Raw genomic sequence first — 20,729 nt, forward strand, 5'->3', positions numbered from 1 at the left:
CTGTAAGCCGCGCCGATTAACAAGTCCTCTATCGAGATTTGCAGGGACCTCGCTTTCAGGAGCGCAACCGCCGTGCGTCGCAAAGCTCTCTTCGTTGCCCTGGTGGCGGCAAGCCTGGCGGCGGGCTTTCTCAGCGGTCTGCCTCAGCGCGCCTGGGAGGCAGCCCGCTTGGTCGCTGTCCTGAGCGGTGCGAGCCCGCAACCGGCGGCTGTCGCCCTGCAGGAAACCGCGTTCTGGTCGGAACAGGGCGTCGAACGCACCGGTCTGCTCTACCGCCCGGCCAACCGACCGGCCGAGGCTGGACTGGTGCTGGTGCCGGGCGCCGATGTTGCCGGCCAGCAGCACCCGCTCTTCGTTTCCTTCGCGGAAACCCTGGCGAGCGCGGGTTTCCTGGTGCTGGTTCCCGATATCGAGACCTTGCGGCAACTGCAGCTCTCGGCTTCGGACGCGCAGCGCGTCGCCGGCGCTGTTGCCTATCTGGCAGAACGGCCCGAGGGCCGCGAGGGCGTCGTGCTGGCCGCGATCTCCTACGCCGTCGGGCCGGCCGTCTTGGCCGCGCTCGAGCCCGAGGTCTCAGACGAGGTGGCCGCCGTCCTGGGTATCGGCGGCTACCACGACAGTCGGGCTGCCGTCACCTTCCTGACCACCGGGGCCTACCGCGATCCGCAAGGGGGCTGGCAGGCGACCGAGTCCGCCAACCACGGTCGCTGGGTCTTCCTGCGCGCCAACGTCGATCTGTTGTCCAGCGTCGACGACCGCGTCCTGTTGCTGGAGATCGCGCGTGTGCGTCGCTCCGCCCCCAACGCTCCAGTCTATCATCTGGTCGACCTGCTCGGTCCAGAGGGCGAGGCCGTCTGGGCCGTGCTGAGCAACGACTCGCCGGACAAGGTCGAACCGCTGATCGACGCCCTGCCGCCACCGATTCGCCGAGAGTTGACGGCGCTCAGCCTGGCGGAACGCGATCTCTCGAAACTTCGGGCTGAACTGATCCTGGTCCACGGACGCGACGACCCGATCCTGCCTTACACTGAAAGCCGGGCCTTGGCGGCTGCGGCCCCAGAAGCCTCGCTCTACGTGCTGGACAGTTTGGCGCACGTCGAACTGGATCTCGCGACCGTCACCGACGGCTGGCGCCTGTTCTCCGCCGCCTGGACCCTGTTGTCGGTCCGAGACCGGCTGGCTACTGGCTCTCGCGGCTGATCCGCTCTTCCTGCGGCAGCTCCGACTGCCAGGCCAGAGTACCGAACCAGTAGGCGCGGCGCTCGCCCAACCAGCCGTCCAGACTGCGGAAGACGATCCAGGAGTCCAGGTAGGCCTTCAGGTCGTGCGCATCGCGGGACAGCCCGAACCCCTCGCCGGTGGTCACCAGAGGCTGGTCGAACGGCACGAAGACGCGCTCCGGCTGCGCTAGGCGCTGCAGCTCGGGGAAAGGCGTCGCGGCAACGGCAGCCAGCACGCGCTTCGTCCGAACGGCGGTGGCAACCTCTTCCTCGTTGGACAGCAGGAAGATCTCCGCCTGCGGAAACACCGAGCGCGCCACGTCCGACGCCGCGGTATCGCGCACGACCGCGATACGCACGCCAGGATCGTTGAAATCGCTGAGCTGTTGAAGCCCCTCGCCGAGCTCGCTGTTGACCAGCATGTTGATGCCGCTGGTGGCGTAGGGCTGAGAAAAGGAGACCAGCAGCGCACGGCGCGGCGTGATGGAGAGTCCGGTGGCGATGATGTCGATCGCCCCGTCCTGGAGCGCCGGGATCAACTGATCGAAGGCCATGACCTCGGTTTCCAGCTCGACACCCATGTCGGCGGCCAATTGGGCCGCCACCTCCGCCTCGAACCCGATCAAGGCGCCGGTCTCGGCCCGCATCGCCCAGGGGGTGAAGAGGGCGGTGCCGACGCGCAGCGTGCCGCGCTCCAGAATGTCGTCGAGATCGTTCGCGGCCGCGGGCACCGACAGACAGGTTGCCAGCAGCCAAAGACCGATCGCCGGAAAGAGCGCGCGAAACCGCATGAAGTCGTCCCTTCAGACCGAGTGACTAGAGCGCGATCATCTTAGATGGAAGCGTTCGGCTTCCACCTGAGATGTGAATCGCCCTCCAAACCTTATCATTAGAGCAGGCAGCGGGGCGCTCGAAGATCGTACCAAGACCCCGCAAGCGCCCGACGATACCACAAACTCGGCCGAACTCAGGCGACCGCGACCGGCGCGCCGGGTGACCCTGTGGCACCCTTGATCGGCAGCGGCGCAAAGATATAGGCGAACTGCCAGACTTCGGCCTCGGCGATCGAGTCGAGAACCAGGTTTTCGTGCAGGTAGATGCCGTGCTTGGTCAGCAAGATCTGGTGCGCCGGAAAGGCCAGATCGGCATCGGGGTTCGGCACCACCTCGATACCCCAGCAGTCGGCGCCGACCAGGCAGACATCCTTCTCGGCCAGCCATTCCGCCGCTTCGACGCCGATGCCCGGCTCGCCAGAGTTGTAGCGCGCATTGTCCTCCATCCAGAGGTCGCCCCAGCCGGTGCGGATCACCACTGCATCGCCCGGGGTGATCGCGTCGCCGGACAGCCCCTGGCGCTCGAGCGCGGCCTCCAGATCCGCGACCGTGACCTCCGTGCCGGCCTTGAGCATCCCGCCCTTGAGGCCCTTGATGTCGATCAGCACACCCGGCGTGAAGAAGGGTTTGACGTGTTCCATGCCCAGCTTCTGCAGGCCGTAAGGTCCCGCCATCTCGGAGAGAGGCACGCCGTTGTAGAAGCGCCGCTCGTTCTGGTCGCCGGCATTGCCGGCCTCTACTCCGATATGGCCCAAGCCGTCGAACTGGGTGCCGACCTGGCCGATCTCCGTGGCCAGGAACTCATCGTTCCAGATGATCTTGTTGCGGCCAAAGACACCGCCGGTCGGCGCACCGGGAATGCGCAGGCCGAACACACGGCTGCCGAACAGCGGCATGCCGGCCTCATAGACGCGCCCGATCTGGTAGACCGTGCCGTTCGTGATGCGGCTCACTGCCTCCAGAGTCTTAGCCGGCCCCATGTGATTCGCCGCGCCGGCCTGGTCCTCCGCACCCCACTTGGAGGGCCACCAGTTCTCCCCGAAAAGCTCCGTCGCCACCTTGCGGCGGTTGGGGGCGAGGCCTGCGCCCTCGGAGGCGGCGCCTTCAAGAGCCGCGGCGGGCGTGGCATGACTGAGCTCGTGCATGATCGCCCCGCCGGTCGCGGCGGCGGCGGCGGTGCCCTTCAGAAAGTTCCGCCGGTCGCTGCCCTTCGAATCCAACTGGCTCAGTCGCTCATGCCCGTTCTGTCGCTTGTCGTCACGCGAAGCCACGCGTCCGCCTCCCTCTCCGAAGTCTCGCAAGATTCGAGTCGGCCGGCCCGGCCGCTTGATTATGGCAAGAGCTTCCGCTGACGCGGACAGACTGTCAACGGGCCGGCCTCCCGCAGAGCCGGAGACTATTCCGCGGCCTGTCTGCGATCCGCCGGATCGGCGCGCTCAGCGGCCGGGCCGAAGCCGCCGCCGCCGGGGGTCTCGATCAGGATGACGTCGCCCGGGCGCATCTCCGCCTTGTCGGTCCCCGACAGCTCCTCCAGCGTTCCGTCGGCGCGCTGGACGGCGTTGCGACCCAGGGCGCCGGGCTCGCCGCCGGCCACGCCGAAGTTCGGCACCTTGCGATGGCTGGAGAGGATGGAGGCCGTCATGGCCTCCAGGAAGCGTAGACGCCGCACGGCGCCGTCACCCCCGCGCTGCCGACCGGCGCCGCCGGAGCCCTGCCGGATCTCGAAGGACTCCAACAGGACAGGGAAACGCCACTCCAGCACCTCCGGGTCCGTCAGGCGCGAGTTGGTCATATGCGTGTGGACGGCATCGGTCCCGTCGAAATCCGGTCCGGCCCCGGATCCTCCGGCGATGGTCTCGTAATACTGGTAGGTGGCGTTGCCGAAGGTCAGGTTGTTCATGGTGCCCTGGGCCCCGGCCAGCAGACCGGTGGCGCCGTAGAGGCAGTCGGTGATCGCCTGGCTGGTTTCGACGTTGCCGGCCACCACCGCCGCCGGATAGGCGGGATTGAGCATGCAGCCCTCGGGAATCGCGATGTCGAGCGGCTTGAGCACACCCTCGTTCATCGGGATCTCGTCGTCGACCAGCGTCCGGAAGACGTAAAGGACGGCGGCACGGCAGACCGCCGAAGGAGCATTGAAGTTGTTGTCCTGCTGGGGGCTGGTGCCGGCGAAGTCGATCCTGGCGGAGCGCGCCTGCTTGTCGATGGTGACGGCGACCTCGATCTGGCTGCCGTCGTCCAGCGGATAGACGAAGTGCCCGTCGGCGAGACGGTCGAGCACCCGGCGCACCTGCTCCTCGGCATTGTCCTGAACGTGGCCCATGTAGGCCTGCACGACCTCCAGGCCGAAGTGGTCGGTCACACGGCCCAGCTCCTGCACGCCCTTGTTGCAGGCCGCGATCTGGGCCTGCAGGTCGGCGACGTTCTGGTCGGGATTGCGGGCCGGGTAGTCGCCCGAGGCAAGCAGATCACGCAGCGCCTGCTCGCGGAAGGCCCCTCGGTCGACCAGCTTGAAGTTGTCGATCAGCACGCCTTCTTCGGCGACGGTCTTGGAGTCCGGCGGCATGGAGCCCGGCGTGAGGCCGCCGACGTCCGCATGATGACCGCGACTGGCGACATAGAAGAGGATCGAGCTGCCGTCCGCATCGAAGACCGGTGCGACCACAGTGATGTCCGGCAGATGGGTGCCGCCGTTGTAAGGCGCGTTGAGCACGTAGACGTCGCCGGGCGCCATCCGGCCGTCGTTCTGGCGGATCACACTGCGGATCGACTCGCTCATGGAGCCCAGGTGGACCGGCATGTGCGGCGCGTTCGCCACCAGATCCCCGGCCGGCGAGAAGAGCGCGCAGGAGAAATCCAGCCGTTCCTTGATGTTCACCGAATGGGCGGTGTTCTCCAGCACCGAGCCCATCTGCTCAGCGATCGACATGAAAAGGTTGTTGAAGATCTCCAGCATGACGGGATCGACCTGGGTACCGACCGCCAGTTCGCGCTCGACCGGAACCCGCCGCTCCAGCACCAGATGGTTCCGCTCGGTCAGCTCCGCCTGCCAGCCCGGCTCGATCACCGTGGTCGAGTTGGGCTCGATGATGATGGCGGGGCCGGACAGCCGGTCGCCGACACCGAGATCGGCACGGTCGTAGACCGGCGCGTCGTGCCAACGCCCCCCGGCGTAAAGCGGCCGGACCGCGCGCGGGGCCGGCGCCGCGCCTTCGGCGGTCTTCGTCAGCAGGGGATCCTCCGCGGTCTCCATAGCGCCGACGGCCTCGACGCTGACAGCCTCCACCAGCACCGGCTTGTCCGCCATGACGAAGCCGAAGCGCTGGCTGTAGGCCGCCTCGAAGCGGTCCATCAGCTCGGCACGGCTGCCGTTCTCGACAATCAGGGCGCTGTCGCTGCCCTCATAGCGCAGGTGCACCTTCTCCAGGACCGAGATCCGGGCGTCCTCGATCTCCTGGTTGCGCAGGTCGTCGCGGGCCTCTTTCCCCAGCCGCTCGAAGATGCCCGGCAGACTGTCCAGAGCATCCTCCAGCCGCGCCTCGACCGCCTGCTCCTTCATCAGACGCAGGTCGGCCAAGCCCATACCGTAGGCCGAGAGCACGCCGGCGAAGGGATGCAGGAAGATCCGGGTCATACCGAGCGTATCGGCGATGTCGCAGGCATGCTGACCGCCCGCGCCACCGAAACACTGCAGAGCGTAGTCGGTCACGTCGTAGCCGCGCTGGGTCGAGATCTTCTTGATGGCGTTCGCCATGTTCTCCACGGCGATTCGGCGAAAGCCCTCGGCAACCTCCTCGGGGGCGCGGCTATCGCCGGTGGCCTCACGAATCTCCTGCGCCAGCGCCTGGAACTTCTCCGTCACCACCTCGTCGTCCAGCGGCGCGTCCGCCTCCGGCCCGAAGACGGCCGGGAAGAAGTCGGGCTGCAGACGGCCCAGCATCACGTTGGCGTCGGTCACGGCCAGCGGCCCGCCGCGCCGATAGCAGGCGGGACCAGGGTTGGCGCCAGCACTGTCCGGCCCGACGCGGTAGCGCGCACCGTCGAAATGAAGGATCGAACCGCCGCCGGCGGCGACCGTGTGAATCTGCATCATGGGCGCGCGCATCCGCACGCCGGCCACCTGGGTTTCGAAGGCGCGCTCGTAGGCGCCGTCGTAGTGGGCGACGTCGGTCGAGGTGCCGCCCATGTCGAAGGTAATGATCTTCTCGAAGCCGCCCATGGCGGCGGTGCGCACCGCCCCGACGATTCCGCCAGCCGGGCCCGAGAGGATCGAGTCCTTGCCCTGAAAGGTCTGGGCGTCGGTCAGACCGCCGTTCGACTGCATGAACAGCAACCGTACCGTCTCGGCCTCCTCCCCCTTCAGTTCGCCGGCGACCAGATCGACATAGCGGCGCAGGATCGGCGAGAGGTAGGCATCCACCACAGTCGTGTCGCCACGGCTGACCAGCTTCATCAGCGGGCTGACCTCATGGCTGACGCTGACCTGAGTGAAGCCGATGTCGCGGGCGATCTCCGCGACGCGCGTCTCATGTCCGGAGTAGCGATAGCCGTGCATCAGCACCACTGCGCAGGCTCGGATCCCGTCGTCGTAGGCCGCCTGCAGACCCTCGCGGGTCGCCGCCTCGTCCAGCGCAAGCAGCACCTCGCCGTCGGCCTTCAGGCGTTCCGGCACCTCGACCACCCACTCGTAAAGCAGCTCCGGCAGTTCGATCCGCTGGGTGAAGAGATGCGGGCGGTTTTGATAGGCGATGCGCAGGGCGTCGCGAAAGCCACGGGTGACGGCCAGAACCGTGCGATCACCCTTGCGTTCCAGCAAGGCATTGGTCGCAACGGTCGTCCCCATCTTCACCGCCTCGATCTCGGTCGAGGGAATCGCCGTCTCGGGCGCGACCTTCAGCAGGCGGCGGATCCCGGCAATGGCAGCGTCGGCATAGAGCTCCGGATTCTCGGACAGCAGCTTGGCGCTCAACAGCTCGCCGTCGGGCCGGCGCGCCACGACGTCGGTAAAGGTGCCACCCCGGTCGATCCAAAACTGCCAGCCGCGCTTGCCCTCGGGCATCGAAGATCCTCTTTGTTGCTCTGCTCGCTCGGCGCTAAAGAAGCGGCTTGTCGCCGTCAGGTCAACGGGCCTCGCTTTCAGCGAGCGCACGGCAGGACTCGAGCCCAACGCGCAAAGCCGCGATCTCCAGGTTCCGACCGATACAAACCAGTCGGCTGACTGCCGGCGACCCGGCGGGCCAGGCCTCCAGCCACTGCGGCTCGTGGAAAACGTGCTGCACGCCCTGGACCAGCAGGGGACGCGACTCCCCCGCGACCCGGATCAGTCCCTTGACCCGTAACAGGTCGCTTCCGCGCCGCTCCACCAGTTCGCCGAGCCACCTGGTGAAGCGCGTCCAGTCGAGCGGCGCCTCCGAGGTCAGGCAATGGGCCTGGATATCGGAATGGCCATGGTGGTGATGCGAGTCCTCGGCTGCTGCAAGCCAGCGGTCGAGATCCGCAAGGCGCTCCGCCTCTGGACGGCGCGCCTGATGCAGAACGACGGAGGGGTCCAGGTCGCCATGCTGCACCGGCTGGCGCGGAGCGCCGGGATTCAGTCCCTCTAGACGGGCCTCCAGCGCCGCCGTCTCAGGCGCGAGATCGGTCTTGGTCAGCAGCAGACGGTCGGCAACGGTCACCTGCTTCACGGATTCCGGATGGGCCTCCAGCGTCGTGAAGCCGGCGGCCGCATCGACAGTGGTGACCACGGCATCGAGAACGAAGAAAGACCCGACCAGCGGATCGGCCACCAGGGTCTGCAGCACCGGTGCCGGATCGGCCAGGCCCGTCGTCTCCACCGCCACCCGGACGAAGCTGGGAATGTCCTCGGCCTCACGCTTCAGATAGAGATCGCGCAGGGTGGTGACGAGATCCTGACGCAGGGCGCAGCAGAGGCAGCCCGAGGTCAGCACCGTTACCTCGTCGGTCACCGTCTCGACCAGTTCGTGATCCAGGCCGATCTCGCCCAGCTCGTTGACGATGACGGCGGTGTCGGCCAGTTCCGGCCGGGCCAACAGCTTGCCCAAAAGCGTGGTCTTGCCGCTGCCGAGAAAACCGGTAATCAGGGTAACCGGAATGCGCGCATCGCTCATGGGTTCTCTTCGCAACCAGGGCGTTACGCCGCCTGCGCACGCCCGCGTTCGAGTGTGTCCAATGTCAGGTCGGCGAGCGCCAGGGACGCCGTAAGTCCCGGGCTCTCAATGCCGAAGAGATTGACGAGACCCGGAACGCCGTGGGCTTCGGCGCCCTGGATCACGAAGTCCCGGGCCGGTTCGCCGGGTGCCTGCAGCTTGGGGCGGATGCCTGCATAGCCCGGCTGCAGGGCACCGTCGGGCAGGTCGGGCCAGTAGCGGCGCACGGCTTCGTAGAAGGCCAGCGCCCGCTCGGGATCGACATCGTAGTCGTCGGGGCGCGAGACCCATTCCACATCGGGACCGAAGCGCGCCGCACCGCCCAGGTCGACCGTGACATGCACCCCCAGACCGGCCGCCTCCGGCACCGGATAGATCAGCCGAGAAAAGGGCGAACGCCCGGCCAGAGTGTAGTAGCTGCCCTTGGCGAAATGCGCCGTGGGGAGAGTCTCGCGGGGTAGGCCCGCGATTCGCTGAGCCGTCTCGATGGCGTAGAGGCCGGCCGCATTGATCACGGTCTTCGCCAATAGGGTCATCGGCGCCGGGCCGCCGACCTCCAGGCGCAAACCCTCGGGGGTGACGGCCCCGGACTCCAGCGGCGCATGGAAGGCGACCATGGACCCCGCCGTCTCGGCGTCGCCCAGATAGGCCAGCATCAGACCATGGCTGTCGACGATGCCGGAACTGGGCGACCAGAGCGCGGCGACACAGCGGACTGCCGGCTCCAGATCCGCCACCTCTTCCGGCGTCTTCCAAACGAGGTCGGTCACGCCGTTGGCCGCCGCTTTTTCCTTCAGGTCCGCAAGCGTTGGGATTTGAGCTTCGTCGGTCGCGACGATCAGCTTGCCGCAGCGGGCGTGAGCGACGCCATGCTCCGCGCAGTAGCGATAGAGGGCGAGCTTGCCGTCGACGCAGGTCCGGGCCTTCACGCTACCGGTCGGGTAGTAAATCCCGGCGTGGATCACCTCGGAGTTTCGGGACGAGGTCTCGCTGCCGATCTCGCCCGCGCGCTCCAGCACGATGACGTCCCGACCGGCAAGCGCCAGCGCGCGCGCGACGGCGAGGCCGACCACCCCCGCCCCGATCACCACGGCATCGATGCGCTCGGCCCCGCTCATCGCACCCTCAGATCGAAAGGCGCAGCGTCGTCCCATAGGAAGCTGCCGTCGTCCTGCCGGATCAGTTCGGGGAAGTGTCCCGGAACGATGCGGTCCGCCATTCCCAGGATCCGGCGGATCGACTCGGTACCGCGCTCGACGGTGTCGAAGGCCATGTCGCAGCGCCGGGCGATGGCTTCCTTGGCATACTTGATAGCATCGCCCGCCAGCACCACGGTGCCGCGCGTCGCCGTTTCCAGCCGCAGGGCGTAGCAGCCGGGCGTATGGCCCGGCGCCGGGAACCAGCCGATGTGGTTGGAGAGCTGTCCCTCGCCGTCGATCAGTTCCAGATCGTGGCGCTCCAACTGCGCATGGATGCCCCAGGGCATGAAGAGATCCTTGTGATGCGGCGCGGCCGCGTAGTCCCACTCGGCCTTGCTCACCAGGATCTTCGCCTTGCGGAAGAGATCGACGTTGTGCGCATGGTCGAAGTGCAGATGGGACAGGAAGACCAGGCGGATATCGTCGGGTTCCAGACCGCGCGCCGCCAAAGCCTTGACCAGCCCCAAGCGCGAGACGTAGCCGCCAGTATCAAACAGCAAAGGCCCCTCGCCGGTCTGGACCAGCGTGATGTTGGCAATGCCGAGGAAATCGTCCTTCAGGCGCAGATTGTTGCCCTGGACGAGGATGTCGTAGTCCGGTGTCATGCCACTGAGTCTATCAGGCCTTGCATCGCCGCGTCTTGCATGGTGACCTTTGGATACACAGGGAACAACGGTTTCTCGCGGCACAAGCGGGCCTGTAAAGAGGTCGCGCCGAACGGAAACCGTAGAAATCTACAGGGGACCTCAATAGATGCACAGCACTCTTCGCGCCGTCCGCGCCACGGCCAACGTCAGCCTGGCGGCCGGTTTGGTCGCGGTTCTGGTGGCGGGCTCAGCTCTCGCCGAGACCTGGGACATGCCCACACCCTATCCGGAAGGTAACTTCCACACCCAGAACATCATCCAGTTCGCCGAGGACGTGAACGCGGCAGCCGGCGGCGATCTGGAAATCGTGGTGCATCCCGCAGGCTCGCTGATCAAGCATCCGGAAATCAAGAACGCCGTGCGCTCCGGCCAGGTCCCTGTCGGGGAATTCCTGCTCTCGCGCCTGTCGAACGAAAACCCTGTTTTCGGCGTCGACTCGGTGCCCTTCCTGGCGAACAGCTACGAGGCGGCGGAGAAACTCTGGGCCGCGTCACGAGACGTGACGGAGGCGCTGCTTGCCCGCCAGAACATGACGATTCTCTTCGCCGTGCCCTGGCCGCCCCAGGGCATCTATGCCGACGGGGAGATCGCCTCGCTGGACGACATGTCCGGCCTTAAGTTCCGGACCTACAACGCCGCGACGGAACGCCTGGCGCAGTTGGCCGGTGCGGTCCCCACCCAGGTCGAGGTGCCCGACGTCTCACAGGCCTTCGCGACCGGGCGTGTCGAGGCCATGATCACCTCGCCCTCGACCGGCGTGAACATCAAGGCCTGGGATTTCCTGAGCCACTACTACGATACTCAGGCCTGGCTGCCGAAGAACGTCACGGTGATCAACGTCGATGCCTTCGAAGCGCTGTCGCCCGAGCTGCAGGACGTTGTGATGACGGCCGCGGCCGAGGCCGAGCGGCGCGGGTGGGAGGCCTCTCGGACCGAGACCGCCGAGAAGACCCAGGCGTTGTCGGACAACGGCATCGCCGTTGCCGCGCCGAGCGACGCCCTGGCCGCCGGTCTGCGGGAGATCGGCACGACCATGGCTGAGGAATGGGCGGAACGGGCCGGCGACGAGGGCGCGACAATTCTGCAGAGCTACGGCAACTGATACGCGGAATAGCAGTTCTGGGGGATGGACCCGGCAGGTCCGTCCCCCAGGCACCGCCTTCTCCCGAACGCACCGTCTTCTCTCGATAGGTTGCTTGCAATGCTGCGCTCCGCGCTCGACCGGCTCTATCTGGCCTCAGGCTGGATCGCAGCCGGTTTTCTGCTGGCCATCTTCGCCGTCGTGCTCGGTCAGGTTCTGCTCAACCTGACCGACGTGCTCCTGCGCTGGACGCTTGGCAGACCCGTCGGCCTGCTGATCCCTTCCTACGCCGAGTTCGCCGGCTTCTTCCTGGGCGCAGCCTCCTTTTTCGCTCTCGCCTACACGCTGAAGCAGGGCGGGCATATCCGGGTCACCCTGGTCATCCAGCACCTGCCCGCCGGTCTGCGCCGGTGGATCGAGGTCTGGTGCTGCGGTGTCGGCAGTGCGGTTTCGGGCTACTTCACCTTTTGGATCGCCCGTTTGACCGAAGAGTCATGGCGCTTCGGCGACGTCTCCTACGGCTTGGTTCCGATACCCCTCTGGCTGCCGCAACTCGGAATGACCCTGGGCGCCCTGGTGCTGACCGTCGCCCTGCTCGACGAACTGCAGCGCGTCGCGCGCGGCAAACCCCCGTCCTATGACCAGGGCGAAGACCTGCTCGGCCCGAACGGCTAGGCAGGTCGGACCAGAGACGCAAACCAGGACTCACGATGGACGAACTCCTTCTCTCCGGCCTGCTGGCCGTCGCGCTGCTTGCGTTTCTGGCCAGCGGCGTTTGGGTCGCCTTCGCACTCATGGCCTGCGGCTGGGTGGCCATCGCGCTCTTCACCGGCCGGCCCGTCGGACAGGTCCTGGCCTCCAGCGTCTGGGGCGCCTCGGCGGAATGGGCGCTTGCCGCCTTGCCTCTTTTCATCTGGATGGGCGAGATCCTGTTCCGCTCGCGCCTCTCCTCGGACCTCTTTACGGGGCTGGTGCCCTGGATGGCCCGGCTGCCGGGGCGACTCCTGCACACCAACATCCTGGCCTGCGGTATCTTCGCCGCCGTATCGGGCTCCTCGGCGGCGACGGCCGCCACCATCGGCAAGATGTCCCTGCCGGAGCTGCAGCGCCGCGGCTATCACGAGCGTATGACCATCGGCACCCTGGCAGGCTCCGCCACGCTTGGGCTGCTGATCCCGCCCTCCATCATCCTGATCGTCTACGGCGTCGCGATCGAGGAGTCGATCGCCCGCCTCTTCATGGCCGGCGTCGTGCCGGGCCTGATGCTGATGGCGCTCTTCATGCTCTTCGTCGGCGTCTGGTCGCTGCTTAACAAGGACAAGGTGCCGCCGCCGGACGGCGTCTATAGCTGGCGCGAGCGCCTCGTCGCTCTCAAACGGCTGGCGCCCGTCGTCGGACTGATCCTGGGCGTGATCGGCTCGATCTATTTCGGGATCGCCAGCCCGACCGACGCTGCTGCGGTCGGGGTCGCTCTGGCTCTGCTGCTGTCCTGGTCGTCCGGCACGCTGACCCGCGAGAGCTTCAAGGCCTCCCTGCTGGGGGCGACCCGCACCTCCTGCATGATCGCCTTCATCCTGGCCGGCGCCGCCTTCCTGACCACCGCCATGGGCTTCACCGGCCTGCCGCGCGAGCTGGCCGCCTGGATCGGCGAGCTGCAACTGAGCCGCTATGAACTGATCTTCGTTCTGACGCTCTTCTTCATCGTGCTTGGCTGTTTCCTCGACGGCATCTCGGTGGTGGTGCTGACCACGGCCATCGTCCTGCCGATGATCGACGCCGCCGGCATCGACCGCATCTGGTTCGGGATCTACGTCGTTGTCGTGGTCGAGATGAGCCAGATCACCCCGCCGGTCGGCTTCAACCTCTTCGTCATTCAGGGTCTGACCGGACGCAACATCCTGCAGGTCGCCTACGCGGCCCTGCCCTTCTTCCTGATCATGGTCCTGGCCGTCGTGCTGCTGGTGGTCTTCCCGGAACTGGCCACCTGGCTGCCGACCCAGATGACGGCGCGTTAGAGCGTGGCCGTCTCAGGTGGGAGCGTTTGGCTTCCACCTGAGACGTGAACGCCCTCTAAATCTGATGATGAGAGCGGGATCCTGCTCTCTAGATCTCCGCCGTGAAGCGCTTGACGGTCGCCTCGTCCCAGGAAATCCCGATGCCGGGCGTCTCGCTCGGCTGGCCAACGCCGTCGGTGACGGCGAAGGGCTCGGCCAGAACCGGCGCGGCCCAGTCGACATACTCAAGCCATTGGGCCGTAGCGGTCGCCGCCAACAGATGACTGGAAATCTCCGGGAAGAGATGGCTTGAGATCTGCACCCCTCGGGCGGCGGCGAGACCGGCGGTCCGCAGCCAACCGGTGACGCCGCCGATCTTCATGGCATCGGGCATGAAGACCGCGTCCAGCCCAGCCTCCAGGGCCTTGTCGAAATCGCCGGCGCCCCAGCAGTTCTCGCCCTGCTGGACCGGCAGGACCGTCTCGGCCGCCACGGCGGCATGGCCTCGATAGTCGTCCCAGGGCAGCGGCTCCTCGATCCATTCCAGGTCGAAGTCCTCAAGCGGCGGTACCCGATGCTTGGCTTCCGCCAGGGTCAAGGTCTGATTGAAATCGACGAAGAGGCGCGGTTCCGGCCCGATTGCACGGCGCACCGCGGCAGCCACTTCCAGGTCCTGGGCACGGGTCGGATAGCCGAGCCGCAGCTTCACCGCCTGAAATCCCTCGGCCAGCAAGGCCGGCGCCTCCTCGGCGGCCATGACGGCCCCGATCATGCCCAGACCTTTACTGTTGTAGCTCGGCAGGCGCCGCGCCTCGGCCCCCAGGAGCCGATAGAGCGGCAGGCTCTGGGCTTTGGCCAGAGCATCCCAGGCCGCCATGTCGAGACCGGCCAAAGCCATGCCGACCAATCCCGACCGTCCGAGCAGCCGGAAGGCAGCCGACAGGCGCTCGGCAAGAGCCAGCGGCGCAACCTTCTGCCCGGCGATCAGGGGCGTCAGCTCCTCGACCTGGCGGGCGGTCGCCGCCAAGGCACGCGGCGTATAGGTGAAGAGATAGGCGCTGCCGGTCACCCCTTCCTCGGTCTCCAGGTCCAGCAACACCAGCGGCGCCTTGTCGACCGCGCCGCCTGCCGTAACCAACGGCAGGGAGAGCGGCACCAGCACCGGGCGAGCGACAAGGCGATGGATCGTCAGCTCTGCGGAGGCGACGGCGGGGACGGGGGACAACCGGGTCATGGCTCTTTCGCGGGCTCCAACTCTCTGCGGTTTGGGCTGAAGGACCATATTGCAGTAGCCTCGTGCCTGAGGAAATGCGGACCAACAGGAAAGAGCTATGCCATGAGCGTCGCCGAAAGCCATATCGAGCCACCGCGCAACGACCCGGCGCCCGCGATTGCCGAGCTGCAAGCGCTGCTGAGCGAACGGCTCTCGACCGCCGCCGCCGTGCGCGAACAGCACGGCAAGGACGTCAGCTATCACGAGGGCGCCGCGCCCGACGCGGTCGCCTTCGCCGAGACGACGGAGGAGGTGGCGGAGATCGTCAGAATCTGCGCCCGCCACAAAACGCCGATCATCCCCTTCGGCACCGGCACCTCCCTAGAGGGTCACATCGCGGCGCTGCGCGGCGGCATCTCGCTCGATGTCAGCCGCATGACCGCGATCCTGGAGGTCAATCGGGAGGACCTGGACTGCCGCGTTCAGGCCGGCGTCACGCGCAAGGGCCTGAACGAGTACCTACGCGACAGCGGACTGTTCTTCCCGATCGATCCGGGCGCCGACGCCTCGCTCGGCGGCATGACCGCCACCCGCGCCAGCGGCACCAACGCCGTGCGCTACGGCACGATGCGCGAGAACGTTCTGGGCCTGACGGTGGTCACCCCCGACGGGCGGATCGTCAGGACCGGCGGGCGGGCCCGCAAGTCTTCGGCCGGCTATGACCTCACCCGTCTGTTCGTCGGCTCGGAAGGCACGCTCGGCGTGATCACAGAGGTGCAGCTGCGGCTCTACGGCATCCCGGAGGCGACCTCGGCCGCCGTCTGTGCCTTCCCGGATCTGGAAGGCGCGGTCAACACGGTGATCTCGACGATCCAGCTCGGCGTACCCGTTGCACGCATCGAACTGCTGGACGAGGTGCAGATGCGGGCCTGCAATCTCTACTCCAAGCTCGACTTTCCGGAGCAGCCCACCCTCTTCTTCGAGTTCCACGGCACAGAGGCCGGCGTGCAGGAACAGGCGGAGACCGTCGGCGAGCTGGCCAGCGAGTTCGGCGGTGCCAACTTCCAGTGGGCGACGCAGCAGGAGGACCGCAGCCGGCTCTGGCAGGCCCGGCACGATGCCTACTGGGCAGCCAAGGCCCTGAAACCGGGATCGGAAGGCTGGGCGACGGACGTCTGCGTTCCGATCTCGCGCTTGGCCGAGTGCATCCTGGAGACCAAGAAAGACATTCAGGACAGCGGGTTGCTGGCCCCCATCGTCGGACATGTCGGCGACGGCAACTTCCACTTGGTCTATCTGCTCGACCCCGGCGACGCCGCGCAGCATGACAAGGCCGAGAAGCTCAACGACCGCATGGTCGCGCGGGCCCTGCAGATGGGCGGCACCTGCACGGGCGAGCACGGCGTCGGCTACGGCAAGATGCACTTTCTGCAGGCCGAGCACGGCGAGGCCGTCGCCCTGATGCGTCAAGTGAAGCTGGCGCTCGATCCCGACAACATCATGAATCCCGGCAAGGTGGTGAGAGTCTAGCAGGCTGCTGAAGACTGCGTTGGATGGGATCGCCGGAAACGGACCTCATCACCCATCCGGCGTCCCGAAGCGACCGCCGTCGATGCTAGAACCGCCGGATGTCGAGCGAACAAACAAAGCGATCACGCCGCCTGCCACCGACGCCGTCATCGGCTACCTGCGCCTACAGCTATGTCGAGAGCCCACTCGGCCCGTTGCTGCTGGCCGGTGACGCGGCGGATCTGCATCTGATCAGCTTCCCCAAGGGCAAGCAGGTCCGCACACCCGATCCCGGCTGGAGGCGGGACGACGCGCTCTTCGCAAGCGCGGCGGCGCAACTCCGCGACTACTTCGACGGCGAGCTTGAGCGCTTCGATCTAAGCCTGCGAACCGCAGGTACTGCCTTTCAGACCGCCGTCTGGACGGCCTTGCGGAAGATCCCGCTGGGACAGACGATCAGCTACGCGGACCTCGCGCGACGCGTCGGGAAGCCGACCGCCGTTCGCGCCGTCGGCACGGCCAACGGTGCCAACCCTCTTCCCATCGTGATTCCCTGCCACCGCGTGATCGGTAGCAACGGCAGTCTCACGGGCTTCGGCGGAGGGCTGGACGCGAAGCGGTTCCTACTGGATCATGAACGTGCGTTGACCGGCACGACGATACTGCCCGATCCCTAGACTGCTGCGGCGACGCCGCTGCCGGTTACCGCTGCGCAATTATCGGCTGGCTGGATGCGGACGTTCGATGCCTGCGTCTCTCAGGACAGAGGGCGTCCGGGAACTCTGTCGTCGCGTTTGTGTTGTTCGAGCGTGCGCCGTGCCGCGTCCCGCTCAGCCATGGCAAGAGCTTTCTCGGCCTTGCTGAGTCCATAGAACGCGCGATTCTCCGCTGCCTGAAGCTCCTTGCGGACTCGGGCTTGGGATTTGCGGATTTGGCGTAAGGACACGACCTCGCCCATCTTTGGTGGCCTCCTTTCCCGCACTGCGTTCTTCACGCGACACTGGCCACCGCCATGATAGAGATAAAAGCCCTTTATGCCAGCTTTTAGTTGTCAATCCCTGTAGGAGTTCGACGGTTGGTTAAGAAAAGCCTGATCGGTCTCGCGATTCTGTTGGTGCTTCTCGTCGGCGCGGCGGTGGTCGTGCCGTCCTTCGTCGACTGGAACGCCTACAAGGACCGGATCGCCGCGGAGATCGAGGCCGCGACGGGACGCCAGCTGACGATTGCGGGCGACGTGGGCCTGTCTCTGCTACCGACCCCGCGACTGACGGCGGAGCAGGTCAGCCTGAGCAACTTGACCGGCGGTCAGGCGCCTGAGATGGCGAGCCTGGAGGCCCTGGAGGTGCGCGTTGCCCTCGCGCCGCTCTTGTCCGGCGAACTTCAGGTGCAGTCGCTGGTGCTGGTCGCCCCAACGGTCAGCCTGGAACGTCTGCCGGACGGTCGGGTCAACTGGCAGTTCGACGACCCGGCCGGCCTGCAAGCCGCTTCGCCGGAGTCTGCCGTCAACGGCGAGGCACCGGAGCCGGTGGCCCCCGAACCGGCGACCCCCGAACCGGCGACCCCTGAGGCGGCAGAGCAGCCCGGCGGCGGCGGGCCGGCAATAAGGCTGGATGCCCTCTCGATCGAGAACGGCACCGTCATCTATCGCGATCTGGCGACCGGCATGGAGGAACGCCTGGAGCAGCTCGACGCCGAGATTTCGGCGGGCAGCCTCCAGGGCCCCTTCGAGGCCTCCGGGACAGCGGTTGCCCGCGGTCAGGCCGTCGCCTTCGAAACCCGCAGCGGCCGTCTCGGCGCAGGTTCGGCCCCGGTCGCGCTGGACCTGTCCTTGCCTGACGCGGGAGATGCCACGGTCAGCCTGCGGGGAAACCTCGACCAAAGCGCTCAGGCCTTCGAGGGAACGCTTCGGACCGAGGGCGAGAACCTGACCCTCTTGGCCGAGGCGCTGGCCCCCGGCAGTGCTCTGCCGGTCCAGATGGCGGAGAGCTTCTCGCTGAGCGGCGCCATCGCCTTCGCCGCCGAGCGGCTGACTCTCGAAGATCTCCAGCTGAGCCTCGGCGAGACCAACGCCAGCGGCGATGCGGAGATCGCGCTGGCCCCACAACTCGACGGTCGCGTCGCTCTGAACATCGCGCGCCTGGATCTGGACAGCCTGCTCGACAGACCGCTCGACGGCGGCGGCGGCCAAGCGCCGACTGGCGGCTTCGCACTGCCCGACGACATCGTCTTGGGCTTCGAAGTGATCGTCGACGCCGCCGTCTACAACGGGCAGATCGTTCGCCAGGTTCTGGTCGGCGGCCGGCTGTCCGAAGGCACAGTGACCCTGGATCAGGCCGTGGCCTTGCTGCCTGCCGGTGGCGACCTCTCGATCGCCGGGCAGTTGACGGCGGAGGAGCAGGCACCGCGCTTCACCGGGACTCTCGAGGCCGCCAGCAACAACCTGCGCGGACTTGCCGAGTGGCTGGAGATCGCGCTTCCGCCCGTTCCCAACGACCGCCTGCGCCGCGCCGCCCTGTCTTCAGCGCTCGACGTCACACCCGCGCGCGCGCAGCTCAGCGACCTGGTCCTGGAAATCGACTCCACCACCGTCCAGGGCGGCATCAACCTGGCACTCGGGCGAGCCAAACCGGCTTTCGGCGCCGGTCTCAGCATCGACCGGATCAACCTGGACGGATACCTGCCCGGATCCGGCGGCGGCGGTGGGCCGGACGACCTTCAGGTCGCCCAGGCCGACACAGGTGGGTCGGAGGGCGCAGAGGGTGCGGAGGATACAGCAGGTGCCGCCGCCAACCCGCTCGAGATCTTCGACGCCAACCTCAACATCCTGGTCGGCAACCTGACCTACGCCGGCCAACAGGCCAACGACCTGTCCCTTCAGGCGCAGGTGAAGGACGCGGAGATCACCGTGCAGTCGCTGACCGTCGGCGACCTGGTGGGTGGCTCCGCCAGCTTCGCCGGCGTGATCGGCGGACTTCCGGAAAGACCCCAGGTCACCGACGGGCAGTTCCGCCTCGACGTCCCCGATACGGAGCGCCTGGCACGACTGCTGGAGCAACCGGCGTCCGGCCCACTGGCCCAACTCGGCAGCCTTTCCGCGGAAGGGACGGCGAGTGGCAACATGGAGACCTTCAGCACCGATCTGCGCGCCAGCATCCCCGAGGGCGGTCTCGCCTTCGCAGGGCAGGTTAGGACGGCGACCGGCAACCCGGCCGTCGAAAACGGGCGCCTGTCTCTCGACCTCTCGGAAACGCAGCGCCTGGCGCGGCTCGCCGGTCTGGCCGACTCGCCGGTCGCCCGCTTGGGTGCGCTTCAGCTCTCCGGTCCGGTTTCCGGCAGCGCCGACGATCTGACCCTGGATCTCTCGGGACAGGCTCTGGGCGGTAGCATCGCCGCCGCAGGCCGCCTGCAGCAGGGCGAGACCTTGCGGTTCGAGAATCTTCGCATCACGGCACGAGAGATGACCGGAGCCCGGATCGCGGCGCTGATCGGTCCGGCGGCCGACCCCTTGGCCGGCCTCGGCAGGCTGGACCTCGTCACCACCATGAACGGAAGCCCCGACGGCGAGCTGAGCTACGACACCACGCTCGGCCTGCTGGGCGGAGAGATCCAAGGCACGGGAACGGCCAGCGGCCTAACCGGCCCCCAGATGACCTTCGGCTTCGACACGCGCGTCGCGCTCCCCCAACTCGGCCCTCTGCTGACCGCCCTCGGCGTTGAACAGACCCTGCGCGACGGCGTCGATCTGAACGCAACCGCCCGGATCAGCGGGACGCCGCTGCAGGTCCAGATCGGAGCCTTGAACGGACGCCTCGGTCCGACCGACCTGGCCGGAGAGACCGCGATCGACCTGACCGGCGCGCGACCGGCGATCCAGACGACGCTGCAACTCGGCCAAGTGCCGCTGGATCGGCTACTGGACGACGGCCTGGCCGGCGGCGGCGGTCAATCGCCAAGTCGCTGGTCGGACGGCCCCCTGCCGCTGGATGCGCTTGCCGGCCTCAACGTGACCGCCGACCTGAGCGCCGCCTCGATCAGTCAGGGCGATCTGGCCTTGTCCAACGCCCGCATCCCCTTGCGCCTGCAAAACGCGCTCCTGCAAATCGATGCCCTGACCGGACAGGCTCTGGGGGGCAGCCTGCGCCTCGCCATGTCGCTCGACGCTCGCGACCCCCGCGCCGCCGGTCTGGATTTCGATCTGACGGGGACGCAACTCGACAGCGCGCAACTGGCTCCGGCCGAAGGCGCGGCCGGCGGACGGATCAGCGGTCCGCTCGATCTGCGGATCACCGGCAACAGCCTGGGGCGCAGCGAGTCACAGCTTGTCGGCAACCTTGCCGGCCAAGGCAGCGTCGGCGGCCAGATCACCGTCCAGGCAACCGCCGAGGAAGCAGTCGGCAACGTGCTCCTGGGCATTCTCGGCCAGCAGATCCGGGAGCTGCGCGGCCTGACCTCCACGGTCAACGCGATCTTCAGTGCCTTCGCCGGCACGCCGGCGCAGCTGAGCGGCAGCTTCGACATCGAACGGGGTGTGGTCCGTACCAGCGACCTGACCCTGACTGGCCGCAATGCCGTCGCGCGAGGCCAGGGCATCGCCGCCGACCTGCCCGCTTGGACGCTCGACCTGCGCACGGATCTCTTCCGCGGCGGGGAGCAGCAGCCCTACCTGACGGCCCTGCTGAGCGGGTCCCTGGACGAACCCGACGTGCGGGTCTCCGGCCAGCCGTTCCAGCGCAATCGGCAATCGGCGCCGGCCGAGGGCCAGACACCGTCGGAGCCACAGCAGCAGCCGTCGCCGGAAGACCAGCTGCGCGAACAGGGCGAGGAGATCCTGAGGGGGCTGTTCAGAAGTCTCCAGTAACGCCGGTC

The 20,729-nt window shown here is 67.2% G+C and carries 15 protein-coding genes; 7 read left to right on the forward strand and 8 right to left on the reverse strand.

Features of this window, described 5'->3' with window-relative positions:
• Positions 1–72 precede the first annotated feature (72 nt).
• Entirely contained in the window at positions 73–1,200 is a 1,128-nt protein-coding gene (locus ACO054_RS15980; RefSeq protein ID WP_421707576.1) for an alpha/beta hydrolase family protein, read from the forward strand.
• On the opposite strand, the gene ACO054_RS15985 is transcribed toward ACO054_RS15980, so the two are convergent.
• The 6 genes from ACO054_RS15985 to ACO054_RS16010 form a co-directional block, all read right to left on the reverse strand.
• Positions 1,181–2,011, reverse strand: coding sequence for a transporter substrate-binding domain-containing protein (locus ACO054_RS15985; RefSeq protein WP_421707577.1), 831 nt, complete (start codon positions 2,009–2,011; stop codon positions 1,181–1,183). The genes ACO054_RS15980 and ACO054_RS15985 overlap by 20 nt on opposite strands.
• Positions 2,012–2,187: 176 nt before the next feature.
• Positions 2,188–3,324: a cyclase family protein gene (locus ACO054_RS15990; protein WP_421707578.1), complete on the reverse strand. Its 1,137-nt coding sequence runs from the start codon at positions 3,322–3,324 to the stop codon at positions 2,188–2,190.
• 125 nt (positions 3,325–3,449) lie between these two features.
• On the reverse strand, positions 3,450–7,112 hold the full coding sequence (locus tag ACO054_RS15995) for a hydantoinase B/oxoprolinase family protein (protein WP_421707579.1): 3,663 nt from the start codon (positions 7,110–7,112) through the stop codon (positions 3,450–3,452).
• A 61-nt stretch (positions 7,113–7,173) separates the two neighbouring features.
• On the reverse strand, positions 7,174–8,181 hold the full coding sequence (locus tag ACO054_RS16000) for a CobW family GTP-binding protein (RefSeq protein ID WP_421707580.1): 1,008 nt from the start codon (positions 8,179–8,181) through the stop codon (positions 7,174–7,176).
• 23 nt (positions 8,182–8,204) lie between these two features.
• Complete coding sequence (locus tag ACO054_RS16005) at positions 8,205–9,338, reverse strand: NAD(P)/FAD-dependent oxidoreductase (protein WP_421707581.1); 1,134 nt, start codon at positions 9,336–9,338, stop codon at positions 8,205–8,207.
• On the reverse strand, positions 9,335–10,024 hold the full coding sequence (locus tag ACO054_RS16010; RefSeq protein ID WP_421707582.1) for an MBL fold metallo-hydrolase: 690 nt from the start codon (positions 10,022–10,024) through the stop codon (positions 9,335–9,337). Before ACO054_RS16010 ends, ACO054_RS16005 begins: the two co-directional genes overlap by 4 nt.
• Positions 10,025–10,172: 148 nt before the next feature.
• Between ACO054_RS16010 and ACO054_RS16015 the strand changes: the two genes are divergently transcribed.
• The 3 genes from ACO054_RS16015 to ACO054_RS16025 all read left to right on the forward strand — a co-directional run bounded on the left by ACO054_RS16015 (position 10,173) and on the right by ACO054_RS16025 (position 13,162).
• A complete protein-coding gene (locus ACO054_RS16015; protein WP_421707583.1) occupies positions 10,173–11,168 on the forward strand; it encodes a TRAP transporter substrate-binding protein in 996 nt (331 codons plus the stop codon).
• A gap of 99 nt (positions 11,169–11,267) precedes the next feature.
• Positions 11,268–11,822: a TRAP transporter small permease gene (locus tag ACO054_RS16020; protein ID WP_421707584.1), complete on the forward strand. Its 555-nt coding sequence runs from the start codon at positions 11,268–11,270 to the stop codon at positions 11,820–11,822.
• A 35-nt stretch (positions 11,823–11,857) separates the two neighbouring features.
• Positions 11,858–13,162, forward strand: a complete 1,305-nt coding sequence (locus ACO054_RS16025) for a TRAP transporter large permease (protein ID WP_421707585.1) — start codon at positions 11,858–11,860, stop codon at positions 13,160–13,162.
• An 88-nt stretch (positions 13,163–13,250) separates the two neighbouring features.
• Here ACO054_RS16025 and ACO054_RS16030 read toward each other — a convergent pair whose 3' ends face one another.
• Positions 13,251–14,375: an enolase C-terminal domain-like protein gene (locus ACO054_RS16030; protein WP_421707586.1), complete on the reverse strand. Its 1,125-nt coding sequence runs from the start codon at positions 14,373–14,375 to the stop codon at positions 13,251–13,253.
• A 102-nt stretch (positions 14,376–14,477) separates the two neighbouring features.
• Here ACO054_RS16030 and ACO054_RS16035 point away from each other — a divergent pair, with 102 nt between their 5' ends.
• Both ACO054_RS16035 and ACO054_RS16040 read left to right on the forward strand, forming a co-directional pair.
• Positions 14,478–15,884, forward strand: a complete 1,407-nt coding sequence (locus tag ACO054_RS16035; protein WP_421707587.1) for an FAD-binding oxidoreductase — start codon at positions 14,478–14,480, stop codon at positions 15,882–15,884.
• A gap of 98 nt (positions 15,885–15,982) precedes the next feature.
• Positions 15,983–16,540 (forward strand): methylated-DNA--[protein]-cysteine S-methyltransferase, encoded by a 558-nt coding sequence (locus tag ACO054_RS16040; protein ID WP_421707588.1) that lies wholly within the window; start codon positions 15,983–15,985, stop codon positions 16,538–16,540.
• A gap of 80 nt (positions 16,541–16,620) precedes the next feature.
• On the opposite strand, the gene ACO054_RS16045 is transcribed toward ACO054_RS16040, so the two are convergent.
• The gene (locus ACO054_RS16045) at positions 16,621–16,821 is read right to left on the reverse strand and encodes a DUF4169 family protein (protein ID WP_421707589.1); all 201 of its coding nucleotides are present in this window, start codon (positions 16,819–16,821) and stop codon (positions 16,621–16,623) included.
• A gap of 117 nt (positions 16,822–16,938) precedes the next feature.
• On the opposite strand from ACO054_RS16045, the gene ACO054_RS16050 reads away from it, so the two are divergent.
• Positions 16,939–20,721 (forward strand): AsmA family protein, encoded by a 3,783-nt coding sequence (locus ACO054_RS16050; RefSeq protein WP_421707590.1) that lies wholly within the window; start codon positions 16,939–16,941, stop codon positions 20,719–20,721.
• The last annotated feature ends 8 nt before the right edge of the window (positions 20,722–20,729 follow it).

Origin of the sequence: Algihabitans sp. (assembly GCF_965226985.1) — a bacterium.
Classification (GTDB): domain Bacteria; phylum Pseudomonadota; class Alphaproteobacteria; order Kiloniellales; family DSM-21159; genus Algihabitans.

Coding starts and splice junctions, on each gene's coding strand:
- ACO054_RS15985 (WP_421707577.1), bottom strand. CDS start 2,011: ATGCGGTTTCGCGCGCTCTTTCCGGCGATCGGTCTTTGGCTGCTGGCA.
- ACO054_RS15995 (WP_421707579.1), bottom strand. CDS start 7,112: ATGCCCGAGGGCAAGCGCGGCTGGCAGTTTTGGATCGACCGGGGTGGC.
- ACO054_RS16000 (WP_421707580.1), bottom strand. CDS start 8,181: ATGAGCGATGCGCGCATTCCGGTTACCCTGATTACCGGTTTTCTCGGC.
- ACO054_RS16005 (WP_421707581.1), bottom strand. CDS start 9,338: ATGAGCGGGGCCGAGCGCATCGATGCCGTGGTGATCGGGGCGGGGGTG.
- ACO054_RS16010 (WP_421707582.1), bottom strand. CDS start 10,024: ATGACACCGGACTACGACATCCTCGTCCAGGGCAACAATCTGCGCCTG.
- ACO054_RS16015 (WP_421707583.1), top strand. CDS start 10,173: ATGCACAGCACTCTTCGCGCCGTCCGCGCCACGGCCAACGTCAGCCTG.
- ACO054_RS16020 (WP_421707584.1), top strand. CDS start 11,268: ATGCTGCGCTCCGCGCTCGACCGGCTCTATCTGGCCTCAGGCTGGATC.
- ACO054_RS16025 (WP_421707585.1), top strand. CDS start 11,858: ATGGACGAACTCCTTCTCTCCGGCCTGCTGGCCGTCGCGCTGCTTGCG.
- ACO054_RS16030 (WP_421707586.1), bottom strand. CDS start 14,375: ATGACCCGGTTGTCCCCCGTCCCCGCCGTCGCCTCCGCAGAGCTGACG.
- ACO054_RS16035 (WP_421707587.1), top strand. CDS start 14,478: ATGAGCGTCGCCGAAAGCCATATCGAGCCACCGCGCAACGACCCGGCG.
- ACO054_RS16040 (WP_421707588.1), top strand. CDS start 15,983: ATGTCGAGCGAACAAACAAAGCGATCACGCCGCCTGCCACCGACGCCG.
- ACO054_RS16045 (WP_421707589.1), bottom strand. CDS start 16,821: ATGGGCGAGGTCGTGTCCTTACGCCAAATCCGCAAATCCCAAGCCCGA.